13 protein-coding genes and 1 pseudogene are annotated in these 17,444 nt (G+C 64.9%); 9 read left to right on the top strand and 5 right to left on the bottom strand.

All coding sequences use genetic code 11. From position 1 onward, the window contains the following. Positions 1 to 383: 383 nt before the first annotated feature. The 4 genes and pseudogenes from ABT24_RS08475 to ABT24_RS08460 all read left to right on the top strand — a co-directional run bounded on the left by ABT24_RS08475 (position 384) and on the right by ABT24_RS08460 (position 3,155). Complete coding sequence (locus ABT24_RS08475; protein WP_276729989.1) at positions 384 to 806, top strand: hypothetical protein; 423 nt, start codon at positions 384 to 386, stop codon at positions 804 to 806. 188 nt (positions 807 to 994) lie between these two features. Beyond that, positions 995 to 1,466 (top strand): annotated as a pseudogene (locus ABT24_RS08470) (TlpA family protein disulfide reductase). Between the two features lie 14 nt (positions 1,467 to 1,480). Beyond that, positions 1,481 to 2,653 (top strand): protein-disulfide reductase DsbD family protein, encoded by a 1,173-nt coding sequence (locus tag ABT24_RS08465; protein WP_286737665.1) that lies wholly within the window; start codon positions 1,481 to 1,483, stop codon positions 2,651 to 2,653. After that, the gene (locus ABT24_RS08460) at positions 2,637 to 3,155 is read left to right on the top strand and encodes a protein-disulfide reductase DsbD domain-containing protein (RefSeq protein ID WP_276729999.1); all 519 of its coding nucleotides are present in this window, start codon (positions 2,637 to 2,639) and stop codon (positions 3,153 to 3,155) included. The genes ABT24_RS08465 and ABT24_RS08460 overlap by 17 nt, the downstream gene beginning before the upstream one ends. A gap of 150 nt (positions 3,156 to 3,305) precedes the next feature. Here ABT24_RS08460 and ABT24_RS08455 read toward each other — a convergent pair whose 3' ends face one another. From ABT24_RS08455 to ABT24_RS08435, 5 genes are all read right to left on the bottom strand, one after another. Next, the gene (locus tag ABT24_RS08455; protein WP_276730002.1) at positions 3,306 to 3,896 is read right to left on the bottom strand and encodes a hypothetical protein; all 591 of its coding nucleotides are present in this window, start codon (positions 3,894 to 3,896) and stop codon (positions 3,306 to 3,308) included. 10 nt (positions 3,897 to 3,906) lie between these two features. Further along, on the bottom strand, positions 3,907 to 4,164 hold the full coding sequence (locus ABT24_RS08450; protein WP_038167811.1) for an SHOCT domain-containing protein: 258 nt from the start codon (positions 4,162 to 4,164) through the stop codon (positions 3,907 to 3,909). Between the two features lie 84 nt (positions 4,165 to 4,248). Beyond that, positions 4,249 to 4,644, bottom strand: coding sequence for a DUF302 domain-containing protein (locus ABT24_RS08445; RefSeq protein WP_031407539.1), 396 nt, complete (start codon positions 4,642 to 4,644; stop codon positions 4,249 to 4,251). A gap of 99 nt (positions 4,645 to 4,743) precedes the next feature. Further along, the gene (locus ABT24_RS08440; RefSeq protein WP_286737662.1) at positions 4,744 to 7,044 is read right to left on the bottom strand and encodes a heavy metal translocating P-type ATPase; all 2,301 of its coding nucleotides are present in this window, start codon (positions 7,042 to 7,044) and stop codon (positions 4,744 to 4,746) included. 165 nt (positions 7,045 to 7,209) lie between these two features. Next, positions 7,210 to 7,680: a Cd(II)/Pb(II)-responsive transcriptional regulator gene (locus ABT24_RS08435; protein WP_276730010.1), complete on the bottom strand. Its 471-nt coding sequence runs from the start codon at positions 7,678 to 7,680 to the stop codon at positions 7,210 to 7,212. A gap of 88 nt (positions 7,681 to 7,768) precedes the next feature. Here ABT24_RS08435 and ABT24_RS08430 point away from each other — a divergent pair, with 88 nt between their 5' ends. From ABT24_RS08430 to ABT24_RS08410, 5 genes are all read left to right on the top strand, one after another. Next, positions 7,769 to 10,054 carry a heavy metal translocating P-type ATPase gene (locus ABT24_RS08430; RefSeq protein WP_276730013.1) on the top strand — a complete coding sequence of 762 codons (2,286 nt, stop codon included), beginning with the start codon at positions 7,769 to 7,771 and terminating at the stop codon, positions 10,052 to 10,054. A 667-nt stretch (positions 10,055 to 10,721) separates the two neighbouring features. Next, positions 10,722 to 12,029 (top strand): TolC family protein, encoded by a 1,308-nt coding sequence (locus ABT24_RS08425; RefSeq protein WP_276730015.1) that lies wholly within the window; start codon positions 10,722 to 10,724, stop codon positions 12,027 to 12,029. Further along, entirely contained in the window at positions 12,026 to 13,621 is a 1,596-nt protein-coding gene (locus tag ABT24_RS08420; protein WP_276709594.1) for an efflux RND transporter periplasmic adaptor subunit, read from the top strand. The genes ABT24_RS08425 and ABT24_RS08420 overlap by 4 nt, the downstream gene beginning before the upstream one ends. After that, the gene (locus ABT24_RS08415; RefSeq protein WP_286737660.1) at positions 13,618 to 17,145 is read left to right on the top strand and encodes an efflux RND transporter permease subunit; all 3,528 of its coding nucleotides are present in this window, start codon (positions 13,618 to 13,620) and stop codon (positions 17,143 to 17,145) included. Before ABT24_RS08420 ends, ABT24_RS08415 begins: the two co-directional genes overlap by 4 nt. Further along, complete coding sequence (locus ABT24_RS08410) at positions 17,078 to 17,440, top strand: hypothetical protein (protein ID WP_286737659.1); 363 nt, start codon at positions 17,078 to 17,080, stop codon at positions 17,438 to 17,440. The genes ABT24_RS08415 and ABT24_RS08410 overlap by 68 nt, the downstream gene beginning before the upstream one ends. The last annotated feature ends 4 nt before the right edge of the window (positions 17,441 to 17,444 follow it).

Genomic DNA, 17,444 nt, shown 5'->3' with positions numbered 1-17,444 from the left:
TGCCGTATCGCGATGGATGCACTCTAGACCTTGGAGTGAGGTCCAGAGTCAAGGGATTTTTTGGCGCGCTGTTCATCTTCGGGATGACTGCCTTCATTTTCATCACCGATGTGACGGAAACTTTTCGGCCGACGTCATCCCGTTGCGGCAATTTGGTCAAGGCGTGCCACCCTAAAGGGTTTTCACAGAAATTCATCCCTGAATCAAATAGGATCGGTATGCGCTATGGTGCGTCGCACGCATGGTCGCGGCCGCCTGTGGGACGAGGGCAGCATCACAGAACCAAGTTTTTTCTGGAACTCCGGCAAGTATGCAGGACTCTATAGCGATTTGCATGATGACGCTCGCTTATATCCGCTTACTTTTCTCAATAGCCTGATTGCATGAACGCCTTGCGTGTCGTCCTGCTCACCGTCCTGCTGGCTTTGCTGCCGCTGCAAGGCTGGGCCGCTATGGGCGATGCCACGACGTTCACGACCATGCTGGGTCACTGCCCCGACGAGCAAGGCCAAGCACTGATGGCGGCGTCGCGCACTGGCATATCGGCCGCAGACCTGCAACAAGCAAAGCCGCAGCATTACCTCGACGCCTTAGAGCGCAGTTGGTCGATGACGCCGGATGTCCGCCTGGGTCATCCGGTAGTTGGACATGCCCTTTGCCCTGTCCCCTGCGGTATCGCGTTGGCGATGGCCTCCACGTCACTCGCTTGGCAGTTTGTGCAGAGTTCGGCCCCCATGCCGGAATTTCATACACGTCTCGTCGCCAGTGCGGCGCCGGACGCCCCTTATCACCCGCCCAGGGTCTGATCACCCCTCAAAGCCGGCATTCGCCCGGCCTCAGCGCTGCGGCAGCAGGTCAATCTGCGAGGTCGCTTTCTGTCCCCGGCTCATCCAAACGACCAGCCTCCGGACCCGGTCCGAGAGCATCGTTCCGCGATGAAACTGGGGGAGCCGATCGCCACAGTCTTCTTGAAAACATCGATCGAGGTGAAATCATGCGTGTGCGTTTCACAATTGCCGCCATCGTGGTGTTCGTCATGGCCGGCATGGCCTATTTTGTCCTGGCTAGGAAGTCGGCTGTCCCGCAGGCGACGTTTGTGCTGCTGTCTGGAAGAACGCTTTCGACCTTTTCCCTGCGAGGCCAGGTCTATCTGGTGAATTTCTGGGCCACGAGCTGCGCCACCTGTATCAAGGAAATGCCCAAAATGGTCAAGACGTACGAGCGATTCAAGGGAAGGGATTTCGAGTTCATCGCGGTGGATATGAGCTACCTCGACCCGGCATTTGCCGTTCGAGGTTGCCAAAGACGTGGGCGGCCGTCTGGCTCGCGAGTTTTACGACGTGCGCCTGACGCCGACCACGTTTCTGGTCGATAAGCAAGGGAACATCGTCAAGCGGATTCTCGGCGAGCCAGACTTTTCTGAACTTGATCGGCTGATCCAACACGAACTGGCTAAAAACGCTTGAAAGGACCAAGCCCCATGGACATCTCGCTCATCCTCGAAGTCCTCCTCGCGCTCGGCGCGGGCGTGTTGCTCAACCTAACGCCATGCGTGCTGCCAGTCATTCCAATCAAGGTCCGAGTCATCCTGCGCGCTGCCGGCGAAAAACCAGCGGCCCGTGCTTGGTACGCTGGCCTTTTCGCTGCAGGGTCGCGGGTAGTTTTCTCACCACTGGGGCTGGCGACAGCTCTCTTGCATCTTCAGTGGGGCGTGCTGTTCCAGTCGCAGACCGTGCTGACTGGCTTGGTCATCATTCTGCTGGTGATGGCCGTGATGAATTTCACGGGGCGCGGATTACCGATTCCGAGCGCCATCGCAAAAATGAGCGGTGGGCGTTTTGCCGAGCCGCTGATCTCCGGCTTGGTCAGTGCCCTTTTGTCGACGCCCTGCACCGGCCCCTTGCTGAGTGGGATCCTTGTGTTTGCCCTCACCCGGCCAACCGTCGACATCGTGATGATATTCATCGCGATTGGTCTTGGCATGGCTCTGCCCTATGCCATTCTGCTTCTGAAGCCCGGACTTCTCGATCGGCTGCCACGTGGAGGGGCTTGGACTGATGTCGTGCGTCAAAGCTTCGGTTGGCTGCTTGCCGGCGCCGCGATCTTTTTCGCGCAAAGCCTGGTTCCAGCCATGCTCGACAAAGCGCTATGGTTCAGCTTGGTTGTCGGGATCATGCTGTGGGTCTTCGCAACGAGCTTTCGCGCCGCAGATCATGCCTCCCGCTGGGCCGCGCCACTATCGAGCCTTCCTTCACTGGCTTTGGTCTACCTGAGTGCGGGGATCTGGCCCGCCCCATCGCAGGGCATCCCCTGGCAGCCGCTCAAGGCAGCTCAGATCACCGAGATTGCCAGTCTGCATCGACCTGCGCTGGTCGAGTTCACCGCGCAGTGGTGCCTGAATTGCAGGTTTCTGGAGAAAACCGTCTACCGCGACTCGCGCGTTGTGCAAGCCCTGCGCGCCGGTCGTGTCGTCCCACTGCAAGTCGACCTGACGCGCCCCAACCCAGAACTGCAACAGCTGCTTGCCGCATACGGCGGGGATGGCCTGCCGTTCGTGGCCATCCTGGATCGACATGGGCGGAAGATCGATCATCTTTCAGGATTGTTCACGGCCGACGCGCTCCTCGGCGATTTGAATGCCATCCATCGATAGAGAACTCATGATGAATCCAAGAACCCTACGCATTGCCATCGCCTCGCTCATCGTTCTTGCCCTTGTGCTTGCTGCCATGTTGCTGATCCGGGCCACCCACCCTCCTGGCTTCGGCGCGAGCACCCCCGCCAACCTCGTCGACTCCTCCATGAAGGTTCGCGCTGGCGCCGCGATCGATGGCCGCGATGCGGTGGTGACGTTGCACATCCAGCCGGGCTGGCATGTGTACGCAAATCCGCCGTCGGCTCCTTACTTGATCCCTGTCACGATCGTCGTGCAACGTGGCGGCCACGGGCTGGATCTCCAGCCGAGCTACCCACCTGGTCAGGACATTGGCCTACGGGCCGACGGCAAGATCATCCGGGTCTACGAAAATGGCACACGCATCGCACTACCCGGTCTGTCCAGCCTGCGCAGTGTCCACCTACAGGTGCGGGTCCAAGCCTGTGCTGACAAGGGGCTATGTCTTCCACCCGCAACGCTTATCGCTTCGTCGCGATGAACGCGACATCCATGCGTGCTCGAGGGATACCGCCGGCGGCGTCCACGAAACTCGGCATGGCCCAGCGGCCCCAGGGCTCAGATTCAGCGGGCTAATGTTGCCTCGCCGTAGTGGCCCGCCCTGCATCCCAGAACCCACCCGTCGCACAGGTCAGGAGCCGGGCGCTGACGATGTCGCTGTCGGCTGCGGCGGGGCGCTCAACGCAACCTGGATTTGCTGCTCCGCCCGAAGGCGTATTTGGACGATTTGCCGCAGGATTTCGGCAACCGCGGCGCCGGCCTTGGCCTGTGCCGCCGGATCGGGCTTGGCCACGGAGTTGACCGCCAGCAGGTTGGCGCGAGCGGTGTAGAGCTGCGCCTGCAAGGCGCCTTCCTGACGCAAGGCCTCGGCCTGGATCTGCCCAATGCGCACACGCTGCTGCGGCGTGAACGTTTCCTGCCAAGTGCCCCTGGCCGCCGGCCAGATGCCCCCGCCCATCATGCCGTAGCCATAACCGCCGTCGTCACCATAGCCGTGATCGCCCTGAACGCCGAGCGCACCCCAGTCCCTGACCGGGCCGTTCATCATGCCGTATCCGAATCGTGGTCCCCACCAGCCGACCCTTTCACGCCAGGGGGGCGGTGCGCCCGCTTCCCATCGCTGACCCCAGAAGGGGACAGCGCCGAATTCGGGGATTAAGAGCAGGTAAAAAGCGAACAGCACGATCGCCAGCGCGAGCAACCACTTCGGTAGCGGTTTCATGATCCGGACCTCAGCTTTCCAGCTCGCGCCGCATGCGGTCGTAGGTGTCGCGGTCGATGTCCCCGCGGGCGTAGCGCTCCTTCAGAATGTCCAAGTGCCTTTTGCTGTCGGATCGCGCCCCGGAATCGCCCGAATGGCCCGTGAACAGCCATCGGATCAAACCCACAAGCACGGCGAGAATCAAACCCCACCACACCAGCATGAAGAGCCAGCCCAAACCGAAGCCGCCCCATCCGCCCATCATTCCATATCCATAGCCCATGACCATGCTCCCTTTGAATGTTCACAATAACCAGGCACCGACCGGCTGGACCGAATCAGCGCCTTGATGATGACGGCTCCGACCCAGCCCTCAGGCGCGCAGGGCCTCGGCGACGTGCTTGAGCTTGTCGCGCACTTCGCCGCCGAGTTTGTCCACCTCGGGGCGCTTGACCATGCCGAGCACGGCCGCTGGATCCATGAACACTACGCTGACCCTGCCGTCCGCCTCTTCCCGCACGACGACATTGCAGGGCAGCAGCGCGCCAATATCCGGCTCGGCTTGCAAGGCCTGATGGGCATAGTGCGGATTGCAGGCTCCGAGGATGAGGTAGGGACGTTCCTTGATGCCGAGTTTGGCCTTAAGCGTGGCGGCCACATCGATGGTGGTCAGTACGCCGAAGCCCTCCTGTTGCAATGCCTCGGTCGCCGCTTGCACGGTGGCCTCGAAGCCTTTGGGGCTGGTCACGGTAAAGACGTAGTCACTCATGGGTAACTCTCCGAGTTTTGGAAAGGAATGAACGGGTTGAAGATGGTGGTGCACGGTCCTTGATGGGATCGTATGGCGCATGGCTCTGTCCACTGCATGTCACGCCTGCGCTGTTGCTACCTGCGGCCCAGCCACGGCGCTCGTGGCCGGGCCGATGTGAATGCCGGTCAACCGGGTGCGCTTGAGCATCAGGGCATTGACTGCCACCAGCGCCGAGCTGCCCGACATGGCGAGCGCCGCCACTTCCGGGCTGATGGTGAAGGGGTAGAACACTCCTGCAGCCACTGGAAACGCAATGACGTTGTAGGCCACTGCCCACCATAGGTTCTGATGCATCTTGCGCAGCGTAGCGCGCGACAGCACAATCGCGCCGACGACATCTAACGGATCGCTTTTCATCAGAACCACGTCGGCGCTTTCGATCGCCACATCGGTTCCGGCGCCGATGGCGAAGCCGACGTCGGCCTGCGTCAGCGCCGGTGCATCGTTGATGCCGTCGCCCACCATGCCGACTCGCTTTCCCTGCGCCTGCAACTCCTTGACCTTTGCCGCCTTGTCGCCGGGCAGCACGTCGGCCAGCACGATGTCGATGCCGATCTCGCGGGCGATGCGCTCCGCCGTCGCCCGGTTGTCGCCGGTCAGCATGGCCACCTGCACGCCCCTTGCGTGGAGCGCCGTTACGGTGGGTGCTGAGGTCGGGCGCACGGCGTCGGCAATGGCGACGAGGCCGATCAGCCGCCCTGCGCGCGCGACGTGCACCACCGTGCGCCCCCGTCCCTGCAGGCGCTGCGATGCGGCCTCGAGGCCGTTCATGTCCACCGTGTCGAGCGCCATCAACTTGGCGTTGCCCAGCAGCACAGTGTCGCCGCCCAGTTCTGCCCGGGCACCCATGCCGTCGACATTGGTGAACGCGCCGGCGGGTTCCAGTGCAAGGCCCCGGGCGCGCTTGAGGATCGCTAGCGCCAGCGGATGCTCGGAGAATTTCTCCACGGCCGCGGCGGTCTTCAGCAGGTCGTCTTCCGCGATGCGGGCAGCCAACGCCAACTCGACCACTTCCGGCTGCCCCAGGGTCAGCGTACCGGTCTTGTCGAAAACCACCACGTTCAACCGGGTCGCGTCCTCCAGTGCGGAAGCGTTCTTGAACAAGATGCCGTTCATGGCGCCGAGCCCCGTCCCCACCATCACCGCCATCGGAGTGGCGAGGCCGAGCGCGTCAGGGCAGGCGATGACGAACACGGTGATGGTCAGTGCCAGCGCCAGCAGCAGCGGCTGTCCGAGGACGACGTACCAGGACACGAAGGTCGCCACGCCGATCAGGACGGCGATCACCACCAGCCATTGCGATGCGCGGTCGGCCAACAATTGCGCCGGCGCCTTGGAGTTCTGCGCCTCCTGCACCAGCTTGACGATCTGCGCCAGCGCGGTGTCGGCGCCCACCTTGGTGGCGCGGTAGCGCAAGCTGCCGCTCTTGTTGATGGTCGCTCCGATCACCGCGTCGCCGGGTTTTTTCCCCACCGGCATCGACTCGCCGGTCAGCATCGACTCGTCGACCTGCGAGGCGCCTTCCAGCACCTCGCCATCCACCGGAATCTTGTCACCGGGGCGGATGAGCACCACGTCGCCCGGCAGCACCTCGGAGGTTGCCACCGTGAATTCTGCACCGTCGCGCAGCACCGTCGCCTTGGGCGGCGCCAGGTTCATCAGCGCGCGGATCGCCTCGGAAGCGCCGGCGCGGGCGCGCATTTCGAGCCAGTGCCCCAGCAGGATGAACACCAGCAGCACCGACACGGCCTCGTAGAACTGCGCGCCCTCGAAGAAAAAGGTCGTGCCGACGCTGAACAGATAGCCTGTGCCGACGGAGAGCACGACCAGCACGGCCATGTTGAGCACACCGTTGCGCAATGCGCGTCCCGCCGCGACGAAGAAAGGCCAGGCCGGATAGATCACCGCGGCGCTGGCCAGGCCGAACAGCCAGTACTTGAGCCCGACACCGAAGGGCGGCGCCGGGGGCGCGAACAGGCCGCCCATGGGCGAGTACACGAACAGCGGGACCGTGAACAACAGGCACACCCAGAACCGGTTGCGCATGTCCCGTGCCATGGCGCGCGCATCCATGCCGGCGCCGTGACCCATGTCGTGCGCCATGGCGTCCTTCGCATGCGGCTCGCACAGGTGGTCGGGAACCGACTCGCCACGGCAGTGATAGCCGCACCGCTCGACCTGCGCCTGCAGTGCGGCCACGTTTGTCAATGTCGCGTCGTGCACGACCGTGGCGCCGCCCCCGACGTAGTTGACCTGCACGTCGCTGACACCGGGCAGGCGCCGGAGTTGCTTTTCGACCCCGCGGGCGGAGAGACTCGACACCAGCCCGGAGACATCGATGACGCTGGTGGTGTTCATGGGGACCGTCTTGTTCCTGAATCGGATGGCTGCGCCGGCGGAGCGGACTATCAATCCGCTCCGCCGTATGGAAACCAGCTTGTTTCCACCTTAGCGCCGCAACGCTGTCCCGTTCATGACAGGGACATTAAAACTCTGTCATCTTTCGCCGACCCACGCCTACGCTCACGCCGACCCGCCACCTCGAGGATCCGCTCCGGGCCGATCGACCGGCTCCGCATGGCATTCGCATGGCCCGCCGGCCGCGGCCTGTTGCAGGTTCTGCATGATGCCGCAGTCGCTCGCCGTCCGGTTGGCCTGGCAGGTCTCGCGCAACGCGTGCAACTGCTGCTCCAGCAGGCGCAGTGATTCGACCTGATGGTGGATGCGCGCGATCTGCTGGTCGATCAACTGGTTGATATCGTCGCACGCCGATTCAGGATGTTCCTGAAAGCCGCGCAACACCCGCACGTCCGGCAATCCCATGCCCAGAGAGCGGCAGTGACGAATGAAGTTGAGCTGCATCAGGTGGACGCTGGTGTAGTTGCGATAGCCGTTGCCCTCGCGGGCGGGCGCGTCCAGCAAGCCCTCGCGTTCGTAAAAACGCACCGTCTCCACGTCGCAGTGGCCACGCTGCGCCAATTCCCCGATTCGCATGATGCATTCCCCTCTCGTGCAAAAGCACTTGACCCTGTAGCAGGTACAGGCTGTTCAATGATCGCACTGTTCACCGAGATCCGCCATCATGAGCCAGCACGACCACACCAGCACAGCGTTACGCCTGCCTGTCCAGGCGCAAGACCATGGACCCGCCTGTGACCACGATCACCACACGCACGCGGCGGCCGATGCCTGCTGCGCTCCGGCGACACAGACCGACTGTCTGACAGGGGTTTGCAAGTCCAATCCGGCACCCGAAGGAACCAGTCGGGTGCGCTACCGCATCGACAAGATGGACTGCCCGACCGAGGAGCGCCTGATCCGCAACAAGCTGGAGGGGATGCCCGGGGTTGTCCAGCTCGACTTCAACCTCCTGAATCGGGAACTCACGGTGTATCACCGTTTGGACCAGCCCCGGGGAATTTCCGCAGCGCTGGAGAGGCTGGACATGGCGCCCACGTTGTTGGACGCCAATGCGCCGGTTTCCGTGCTTCCCCCGGCGCTGAGCCCACGGCAAAAAGGTCTGCTCGCCGTGGCTGGCGTCGCCGCGGTCGCGGCCGAGATCATCGCCTGGTCGACCGGGCGAGAGACCTCATGGATGGTGATGGCGCTTGCCGCTGTGTCCATCGTGAGCGCCGGCCTGCCGACCCTCAAAAAAGGCTGGATCGCGCTCAAGAACCTGACCCTCAACATCTACTTCCTGATGTCCATCGCCGTGGCCGGGGCCGTGGCTCTCGGCAAGTGGCCGGAAGCGGCGATGGTGGTGTTCCTGTTCGCCGTGGCCGAGGCGATCGAGGCGCTGTCGCTGGAGCGTGCCAGGAACGCGATCAAGGCGCTCACGGCAATCGCACCGGAAACCGCCGAGGTCAAGGCCGGCGAAGCCTGGGAGGCCAAGCCCGTGGCCGAGGTGGCCGTCGGCAGCCGCATTCGGGTACGCGCCGGCGCGCGGGTGCCGCTGGACGCACGCGTCGAGTTCGGCCGTGCTGCGCTGAACCAGGCGCCGATCACCGGGGAGAGCCTGCCCGTGGACAAACAAGCGGGTGACCTGCTGTATGCCGGCAGCATCGTTGCCGATGGCGTGGTGGAAGCCACCGTCACGGCATCGGCAGGTGACAGCACCTTGGCCCGCATCGCCCTGGCCATCCAGAGCGCGCAGTCACAGCGCGCGCCGACTCAGCGTTTCGTCGATCAATTCGCGCGGTATTACACCCCCGCGGTGGTGGTCTTCGCCATCGCCGTGGCCATCCTCGGCCCGCTGCTGACCGGCGGAGGCTGGAGTTCCTGGCTGTACGAGGCCCTGGTCATGCTGGTCATCGCCTGCCCCTGTGCCTTGGTGGTCTCCACCCCGGTGACGGTGGTCAGCGGTCTTGCGGCAGCGGCCAAGCATGGCATCCTGGTCAAGGGCGGGGCTTTTCTCGAAGGCGGCCGGCTGCTCAAAGCCGTGGCGCTCGACAAGACCGGCACGCTGACCCTCGGCAAGCCCGCGCTGGCCGATGCGATCCCGCTTGGCGACATGCCGATCGCGCAAGCCTTGCGGATCGCCGCCAGCCTCGATGACCACAGCACGCATCCGGTCGCCCAGGCGCTGGTTGCCGGTTGGCGGGAGCAGCAGCCAGGTGCCGCAGTCTTGCCCGTCGACGATTTCGGCGTGCTCCAGGGGCGTGGCGTCACAGGCAGCATTGCCGGTCAGGTTTGGCATCTGGGCAATCACCGCCTGGTCGAAGAGATCGGGGGGTGTTCGGCGGCACTGGAGGCGCGGCTTGCTGTCCTGGAAAATGCCGGCAAAACCGCCATCGTTCTGTGTGACGCGGCCGGCCCGGTGGCCGTGTTTGGCGTGGCCGACACCCTGAGGCCGGAGAGCGCGCAGGCCGTTGCGTCCCTCAAGTCGCTGCATGTCGAACCGGTCATGTTGACCGGCGACAACCCGGCCACGGCACGGGCGATTGCCGGTCAGCTCGGGATCGCCGATGCACGCGGCAATCTGCTGCCGCAGGACAAGCAAGCCGCTGTCGCGGAGCTTCTTGGGCGCTACGGGTCGGTCGGCATGGTCGGCGACGGAGTGAACGATGCGCCGGCGCTGGCACGCGCGACGATCGGCTTCGCCATGGGGGCTGCCGGCACCGCCACGGCGCTGGAGACCGCCGACGTCGCCATCATGGACGACGACCCGCGCAAGATTGCCGACTTCATCAGCTTGAGCCGACGCACGGCCATGATACTCAAGCAGAACATCGCACTGGCGCTTGGCATCAAGGCCGTGTTCTTCGTGCTGGCGCTGAGCGGAGTGGCGACCCTGTGGATGGCGGTGTTCGCCGACACGGGGACCAGCCTTCTGGTGGTGTTCAACGGGATGCGACTGCTGCGCCGGTGAGTGCGGGATGACTTGGTACGACTCGATCGCCGCATTGACGGTATCGACCCTGCCCACCAGGGTCTTCCCGGGCATTCCTGGGCCCTAATTGACAAGCCCAGAACTTTGGCTACGATGCCTGCACACAAATAGCTGTACATCCCTCACATTCAAACTCATGCGCTCCTTTCGAACTTTCTCCCGCTATTGGGCGTTCGTCTGCGCATTGGTTCTCTTGCCCTGGATGCAAGCCACGGCAGCCCCGATACGGGTCGTGCCAGCCTCGTGCTGCACAGGCATGGCGGCCATGCCGATGGTTGGTGCCGGCCATCAAGCGAATCTCGCTGGTCATGACGATTCGCGAGTCGAGCGTGCGTTTTGCCAAGCTGCCTGCCATGACCTGGGCTCGGCTGCCGTTTCCAGCACGTCCAACGCCGCATCATTTCCTCACGCGGCATTGATCCAACGCTTGGTGCCCGTCCACCAAGCTCAGCCTGAGCAAGCTGCCTTGCCCATCGGGCGCATCGATCCGCCGCCTCCCTCCAAGCCGCCTTTCCTCGCGGCTCGCCTCCAAGTTTGACCCCTTCGGCAGCACCCGTCCCGGTGAACCTTCACCGGGCGATGTTTGTGTTCGCCTTGCGATCAGCGCTGCGGCCTTGCAGCGTTCCATCCGCCGAAGAGGAAAGCGATGTCCCTCATCCTGCAGTACCGCCGTGCGCAAGCCCGGCGGTTGTCATCCGTCTGGTCTGAACGCCCGGCGGCCATCCCCGCTCTCGTCACGCTTCTACTGCTCGCCGGCCTGGCCGCACCCGCCCAAGCCGCGCCCCTGACCCTCGGTGCCGCCGAGGCGCAACTGGCGCGGAGCAATCCCAGTCTGGCCGCAGCCGCGCAGCGCATCCGCGCCATCCAGCACCAGGCCGCGGCGGCCACGCAGTTGCCCGACCCGCATGTGTCGTTCGACGCGGTCAACCTGCCCACCAACAGCTTCTCGCTGACGCAGCAGAGCATGACCATGCTCAGCGTCGGCGTTAGCCAGAGCTTTCCGCCGATCGGCAAGCTGGCCCTCGAAGGCGACAAGCTGCAGGCGCAAGCCTCGGAGCAGCACTTCAGCCGCGAAGCCAAACGCGCGCAGCTGGTTCTCGCCTTGCGACGCGCCTGGCTTGCGGCGGTGTACGCGCGCCAGGCCATGGCGACGGTGCAGCGGCAGCAGACGCTGGCGCGTGAGAACGTCGACGCGGCCATGGCCAGCTACCGCGCGGGCAACGGACCGCAGAGCGATGTGTTGCGCGCCCGTCTCGCCGAGGACGAACTGCGCAACGACCAAAGCGCGCTCGCCGCGGATGAAGCGGCGTCCCTGGCCGACATTGCCCAGGCACTCGGCAGCAATCAAACGCCCGAGATCGATCCTGACTGGCCGAGCTTGTCGCCAGGCGCGACGGCTCCCGAGCAAGCGCCCCCGACCCAGCCGCTGCTGCGCATGGCCCAGGCCAAGGTGCAGATCGCCCAGGCTGGCGTGCGGGTGGCCAAGAAGGATTTCCTGCCGGAGATCACGGTTGGAGCCTCCTACGGCAAGAGCTTTTTTCCGGGCTCTCCCAACTTTTTCTCCGCCGGGGTTTCGATGAACTTGCCGATCTTCTCCAACCATCGGCTGGATCAGGAACTCGACAGCGCCCGCGCCCAGGTGATGGAAGCCCGCTACGACGAGCAGGACCAGCGGTTGGCCTTGCAGCAGCAGATCCGCACCGCCACGGCGCGCATGCGCAGCCAGCAGGAGAAGTGGCAGCGCATGCGCGCGCACATGCTGCCGCTGGCGCATGCGGCGTACGACTCCACCCTCACCGCCTACAGCAACGGCCGCGCCAGCATGAGCGACGTGCTGAAGGCGCAGCAAGCCGTTTTTGCCCTTGAACTCCAGACTCTGCAACAGCGTCGGGATCTGCTGGCGACCCTGGCCGAACTCAACTACCTGACAACGCCTTCGGAGCAGCAGCCATGAATTTGCGAACCTTCACTCTCGGCCTCGGCCTATTGCTGGTCGGCATCAGTGCGGGCCTCTGGACCAGTCGCTGGCTGCCGCACGGCGCCTCGGACCCCGCGACGCCGAACGCCGCCGCGGCCCCGGCTTCCGCAACAGCATCCGCAGCAGCGCCGGCAAGCCGCCGGGTGCTGTACTGGGCCAACCCGATGAACGCCGCCATCCACGCCGACCACCCGATGAAAGACAACATGGGGATGGACTATGTCCCGGTCTACGCCCCGGCTGCGGCGCCGCAGCGCCGGGTGCTGTACTGGGTCAGCCCGATGAATCCGGCGATCCATTCGGACCGTCCGATGAAGGACAACATGGGCATGGATTACGTGCCGGTCTACGCCCAGGCCGAAGTCGGCGCCAACGACAGCGGGCTGCGCATCGACCCGCGCCTGACGCAAAACCTGGGCGTGCGCCTGACGACCGCACAGATGCGTCCCATGGGCCAGGCGATCCAGACCGTGGGCACCGTGGCCGTGGACCAGAACCGCGTCACCACCGTCACCCCGCGCTTCTCCGGCTGGGTCGTGCATCTCAAGGTGCGTGCCGTGGGCGACCCGGTGGCGCGCGGTCAGGTGCTGGCGGAGATTTACTCGCCCGAGCTGTACAGCGCGCAGCAGGAATACAGCATTGCGCGCCAGCAGGCCGGCGCGGCCGACGGTCATGCCGACAGCCAGGGCTTGCTGGCCGCGGCCAAACAGCGCCTGCTGCTGCTGGGCCTGCCCGAGGCCGCGCTCAAGCAGTTGGAGGCCTCGGGCCAGCCGATGCGCGACGTTCCCATCCTGGCACCGGAGAGCGGGGTGGTGACGGCGCTCAATATTCGCCAGGGCAGCTATGTCTCGTCGCAAAACAGCCTGTTCGAGATCGCCAATCTGGATCGGGTCTGGGTCAATGTGGCGCTGTACGACTACCAGATGCCGTGGGTGCGCCTGGGCGACGGCGTGCAGCTCCAGCTTCCGGCCTACCCCGGCAGGAATTGGGATGGGCGCCTGAACTTTCTCTACCCCACGCTGGACCCGCAAACCCGCACCATCACCGCGCGCCTGAGCTTCGCCAACCCCGGCGGCATTCTGCGCCCCGGCATGTTTGCCAACGCCATGGTGCAGGCCCAGGCGCAAACCGCTCTGGCGCTGCCGAGCAGCGCGGTGCTGCGCACGCAAGATGGCGATTACGCCATGCTGGCGCAGACGGGCGGCCACTTCCTGCCGGTGCAAGTTGCGCTTGGGCCCGAGGCGAACGGCTGGGTGGTCATCGTCCGAGGGCTCAAGCCGGGTGACCAGGTGGTGGAAAGCGCCCAGTTCCTGCTGTACTCCGAATCGCAGTTCCAGTCGGTCAAGGCGCGCATGCTCGGTGGTCATGCCGGCACGAGCGGCGCGAGTGGCATACCCGCCACGGGAGCGATGCCAGGCATGCCGCCTGCGAGCGACCCGCAAGCCGGCGCTGCGGGGCCAACGACCCCACCGACGGTCACACCATCCGCCATGCCGGCAGCCGCGCCCCCACCCGCCGCCGGGTCGATGGCCGGGATGAACATGGCCCCTGGCCGGAGCGCTCCATGATCCGGCGGCTCATGGAGTGGTGCTTCGAGAACCGCAGCCTGACGGTGATCGGCGCGCTGATGCTGCTGGCCGCGGGCATCCTGGCGGTGCGCAACACGCCGCTGGAGGCTATCCCCGACATCTCCCCCACCCAAGTCATCATCAAGACCTCCTACCCCGGGCAGGCGCCGCAGGTGGTACAGGACCAGGTGACCTATCCGCTGGAGACCACCCTGCAGTCGGTGCCCGGCGCGCGCGCGGTGCGCGGCTATTCGATGTTCGGCGACTCCTTCGTCTACGTCATCTTCAAGGATGGCACCAACATCTACCAGGCGCGCAACCTGGTGCTGCAGTATCTCAGCCAGGTGCAATCCAGGCTGCCGCCGGGGGTGACGCCGGCGCTGGGACCTGACAGTTCGGGGGTGGACTGGGTTTACATGTACGCCCTGACCGATACCGGCGGCACGCAGGACCTGAGCCAGCTCACCACCCTGCAGAATTGGTTCCTCAAGTACCAATTGCAGGGCATTCCGGGGGTGGCCGAGGTCGCCACGGTCGGCGGCATGGTGAAGGAATACCAGGTGGTGGTGAACCCGCAGGCCCTGCTGGCCTACAACCTCACCCTGCCGCAGGTGGAAGATGCCATCCGCGCCGCCAACGGCGAGACCAGCGGCTCGGTGGTCGATCTCGGCGAAGCCAGCTATATGGTGCGCACCACCGGCTATATCCGCTCCTTGCGGGATCTGGAGAACGCGCCGCTGGCGGCGCGCGGCGGGGTGCCGCTGACGCTCAAGGATGTCGCCCGCGTCCAGTTCGGACCGGAACTGCCCAACAGCGCCGCCGACCTCGATGGCAAGGGCGCGGTGGTGGGAGGCATCGTGATGATGAACCAGGGCTCGAACGCCGATGCCATCATCCGCCGAGTCGAGGACAAAATCCGCAGCATCCAGCCCTCGCTGCCGCCCGGGGTGAAGATCGTCACCACCTACAGTCAGGCGCCGCTGATCCAGCGCGCCATCCACACCCTGACCGAGAAGCTGCTGGAGGAGTCGCTGATCGTCGCCCTGGTGTCATTCCTGTTCCTGCTGCGCGCGCGCTCGGCGCTGGTGGCCATCGTGTCGCTGCCGCTGGGCATCCTCGCCGCCTTCCTGGTGATGTGGGCGCAGGGCATTCCGGCCAACATCATGTCCCTAGGGGGCATCGCCATCGCCATCGGCGCGATGACCGACGCTGCGATCGTGATGATCGAGAACATGCACAAGCATATGGAGCAGGATCCCGGCGCCGATCCCTGGATGAAGGCCAGGGTGGCGGCATCGGAAGTCGGGCCGGCGCTGTTTTTTTCGCTGCTGATCATCGCGGTGTCGTTCCTGCCGGTGTTCGCGCTCGGCGGCGAGGAGGGCAAGCTGTTTCGGCCCCTGGCCTTCACCAAGACCTATGCCATGGCCGCGGCCGCCATCCTGTCCATCAGCCTGGTGCCGCTGCTGATGGCCTGGTTCATCCGCGGGCATATCCGCCCGGAGGGGAAGAACCCCCTGAACCAGATGCTGATCTGGCTCTACCGCCCCTTGATCCACGGCGTGCTGCGGGCACCATGGCTGGTCATCGTGCTGGCCCTCGTCGCCGTGGCCAGCCTGTATTTCCCCTGGAAGCACCTCGGCTCGGAGTTCATGCCGCCCTTGAACGAAGGCACCCTGCTGTACATGCCGGTGTCGCAGGATCCGTCGATCTCCATCGGCCAATCCGCCGCGATCCTGCAGCAGAGCGACCGCATCATCAAGACCTTCCCCGAAGTGGAGAGCGTGTTCGGCAAGGCGGGCCGGGCGCAGACCGCGACCGACCCGACGCCGATCTCGATGTTCATGACAGTCGTGAACCTGAAGGACCGCAGCACCTGGCCGGCCAGCATGACCACCGCCAAGCTGATCGAGAAGATGAATCAGGCGCTGCAGATTCCTGGCGTATCGAACACCTGGACCCAGCCGATCAAGGGCCAGGTGGACATGCTGACCACCGGCCTGCAAACGCCGCTCGGCATCAAGGTCACCGGCAGCAATCTCGACACCCTGAACCGGCTGGGGCAGGAGATCCAGGCGGCGCTGCAAACGGTCCCGGGCACCCAGAACGCCTATGCGGCGCGGGCCACCGGCGGGCGCTACATCGTGGTCGACACCAACCGGCTGGCAGCCGCGCGCTACGGCCTTTCGGTGGCGGATGTGAACCGCCTGGTCGAGACCGCCATCGGTGGACAGATGCTGTCCACCGCCGTCAACGGCCTGGAGCGCTTCCCCATCAGCCTGCGCTACCCGCGCGAACTGCGCCAGTCGCTGTCCACGCTGATGGAAAGCCGCATTGCCACGCCCGAGGGCAGCCAGATTCCGTTGGCGCAGGTGGCTACGCTGCGCATCGAGGGCGGCCCGCCCATGCTCACCAGCGACAACAGCCGCCTGAATTCCTGGGTGTACATCGACCTCAAACCCGGCACCAGCATCGGCGGCTACGTGGCCGCGGCGCAAGCGGCCCTGGCACAGAAGGTTCATCTGCAGCCCGGTTTCACGCTCGACTGGGTTGGGCAGTACCAGGCGCTGGAGCAGGCCGTGCAGCGTCTGAAGGTCGTCGTGCCGGCGGTGATCGGCCTGATCGCGCTCCTGCTGTATTTCAACTTCAAGAACATCACTGAGGTCGCCATCATCCTGCTGACCTTGCCGCTGTCGCTGGTGGGCGGATTCTGGTACGTCGACTGGCTGGGCTACAAGCTCTCGGTTGCGGTGGGCGTGGGCTTCATCGCCACCGCCGGGGTGGCCTCCGAGTTCGGCGTGGTCATGCTGCTGTACCTTGACGCGGCGCTGGAGCGGCGCAAGATTCAAGACCGCCTCAACACCTGGGGCGACCTCAAGCAAACGGTGGTCGAGGGCACCTTGCTGCGGCTGCGGCCCATGGCGATGACCCTGACCATGGTGGTCGGCGGCCTGCTGCCCATCATGTTCAGCGAAGGCGCCGGTGCCGACGTGATGAAGCGCATCGCCGCACCCATGGTTGGCGGCATGCTGACGGCTGCCTTGCTGGCAGAAGCGGCGCCTGGGGCTGGGCTCAGACCCCAGACAGGAGGCGGCCGCATGAAGCCCATGATCGTGCGGCCATCGTTCCCGTCTGCGACCCGAACTCGGGAAGGCCCGTTGCAGTCCAACTGGGACGAACTTCCGAGGCCTGCAGCGCCAACGGCGGCGGCCCGAACGAGACCATCAGCGCCATGCCTCTTTTGTCGTACATCCCCTTTGCTTCAACCTGGAGACCATCATGCAACGTCGCTCTTTCGTGACCACTCTTGTGGGTTTTGTTGGAACCGTCGCGGGCTACTTCACCGGACGTGGCGCCCCGCCCGCCCAGGCCCAGGGGATGACGGGGGGCGGGATGATGGGCGGAGGCATGGGCGGCATGATGTCGCCGGGGAATATGAACGGGCCCATGCGCACCGGCATGGAACTGTTCGAGCGCCACGAACTCATCCGGCGCGAAGTCAAGGAACTGCCCAACGGGGTGCATGACGTGACCACCTCGGCCGACCCCGCCACCGCAGCGCTGATCCAAGAACATGTGGTGGACATGTATGCGCGGCTGGCGCAGGACCGCCCCTTTCCCTACCCCATGAGCAATAGCGTGCCGCAGATGTTCGCCAACCCGACCAAGTACCAGCGCAAGCTCGACATCCTGCCCGATGGCGTGGCCGTGACCGAGACCTCCTCCGACCCGGAGATGGTCGCCGTGATCAAGGCCCACTCCCGCGAACTCGACCGTTTCGCCAAGGAGGGCATGCCGGCCATGATGCGCGGGATGATGTGATGCG

The organism is Thiomonas sp. SCN 64-16 (assembly GCF_001725585.1).
Taxonomy (GTDB): domain Bacteria; phylum Pseudomonadota; class Gammaproteobacteria; order Burkholderiales; family Burkholderiaceae_C; genus Thiomonas; species Thiomonas arsenitoxydans.
Note: the sequence above shows the minus strand (reverse complement) of the source record. Positions and strands in the feature narration are given on the sequence as shown.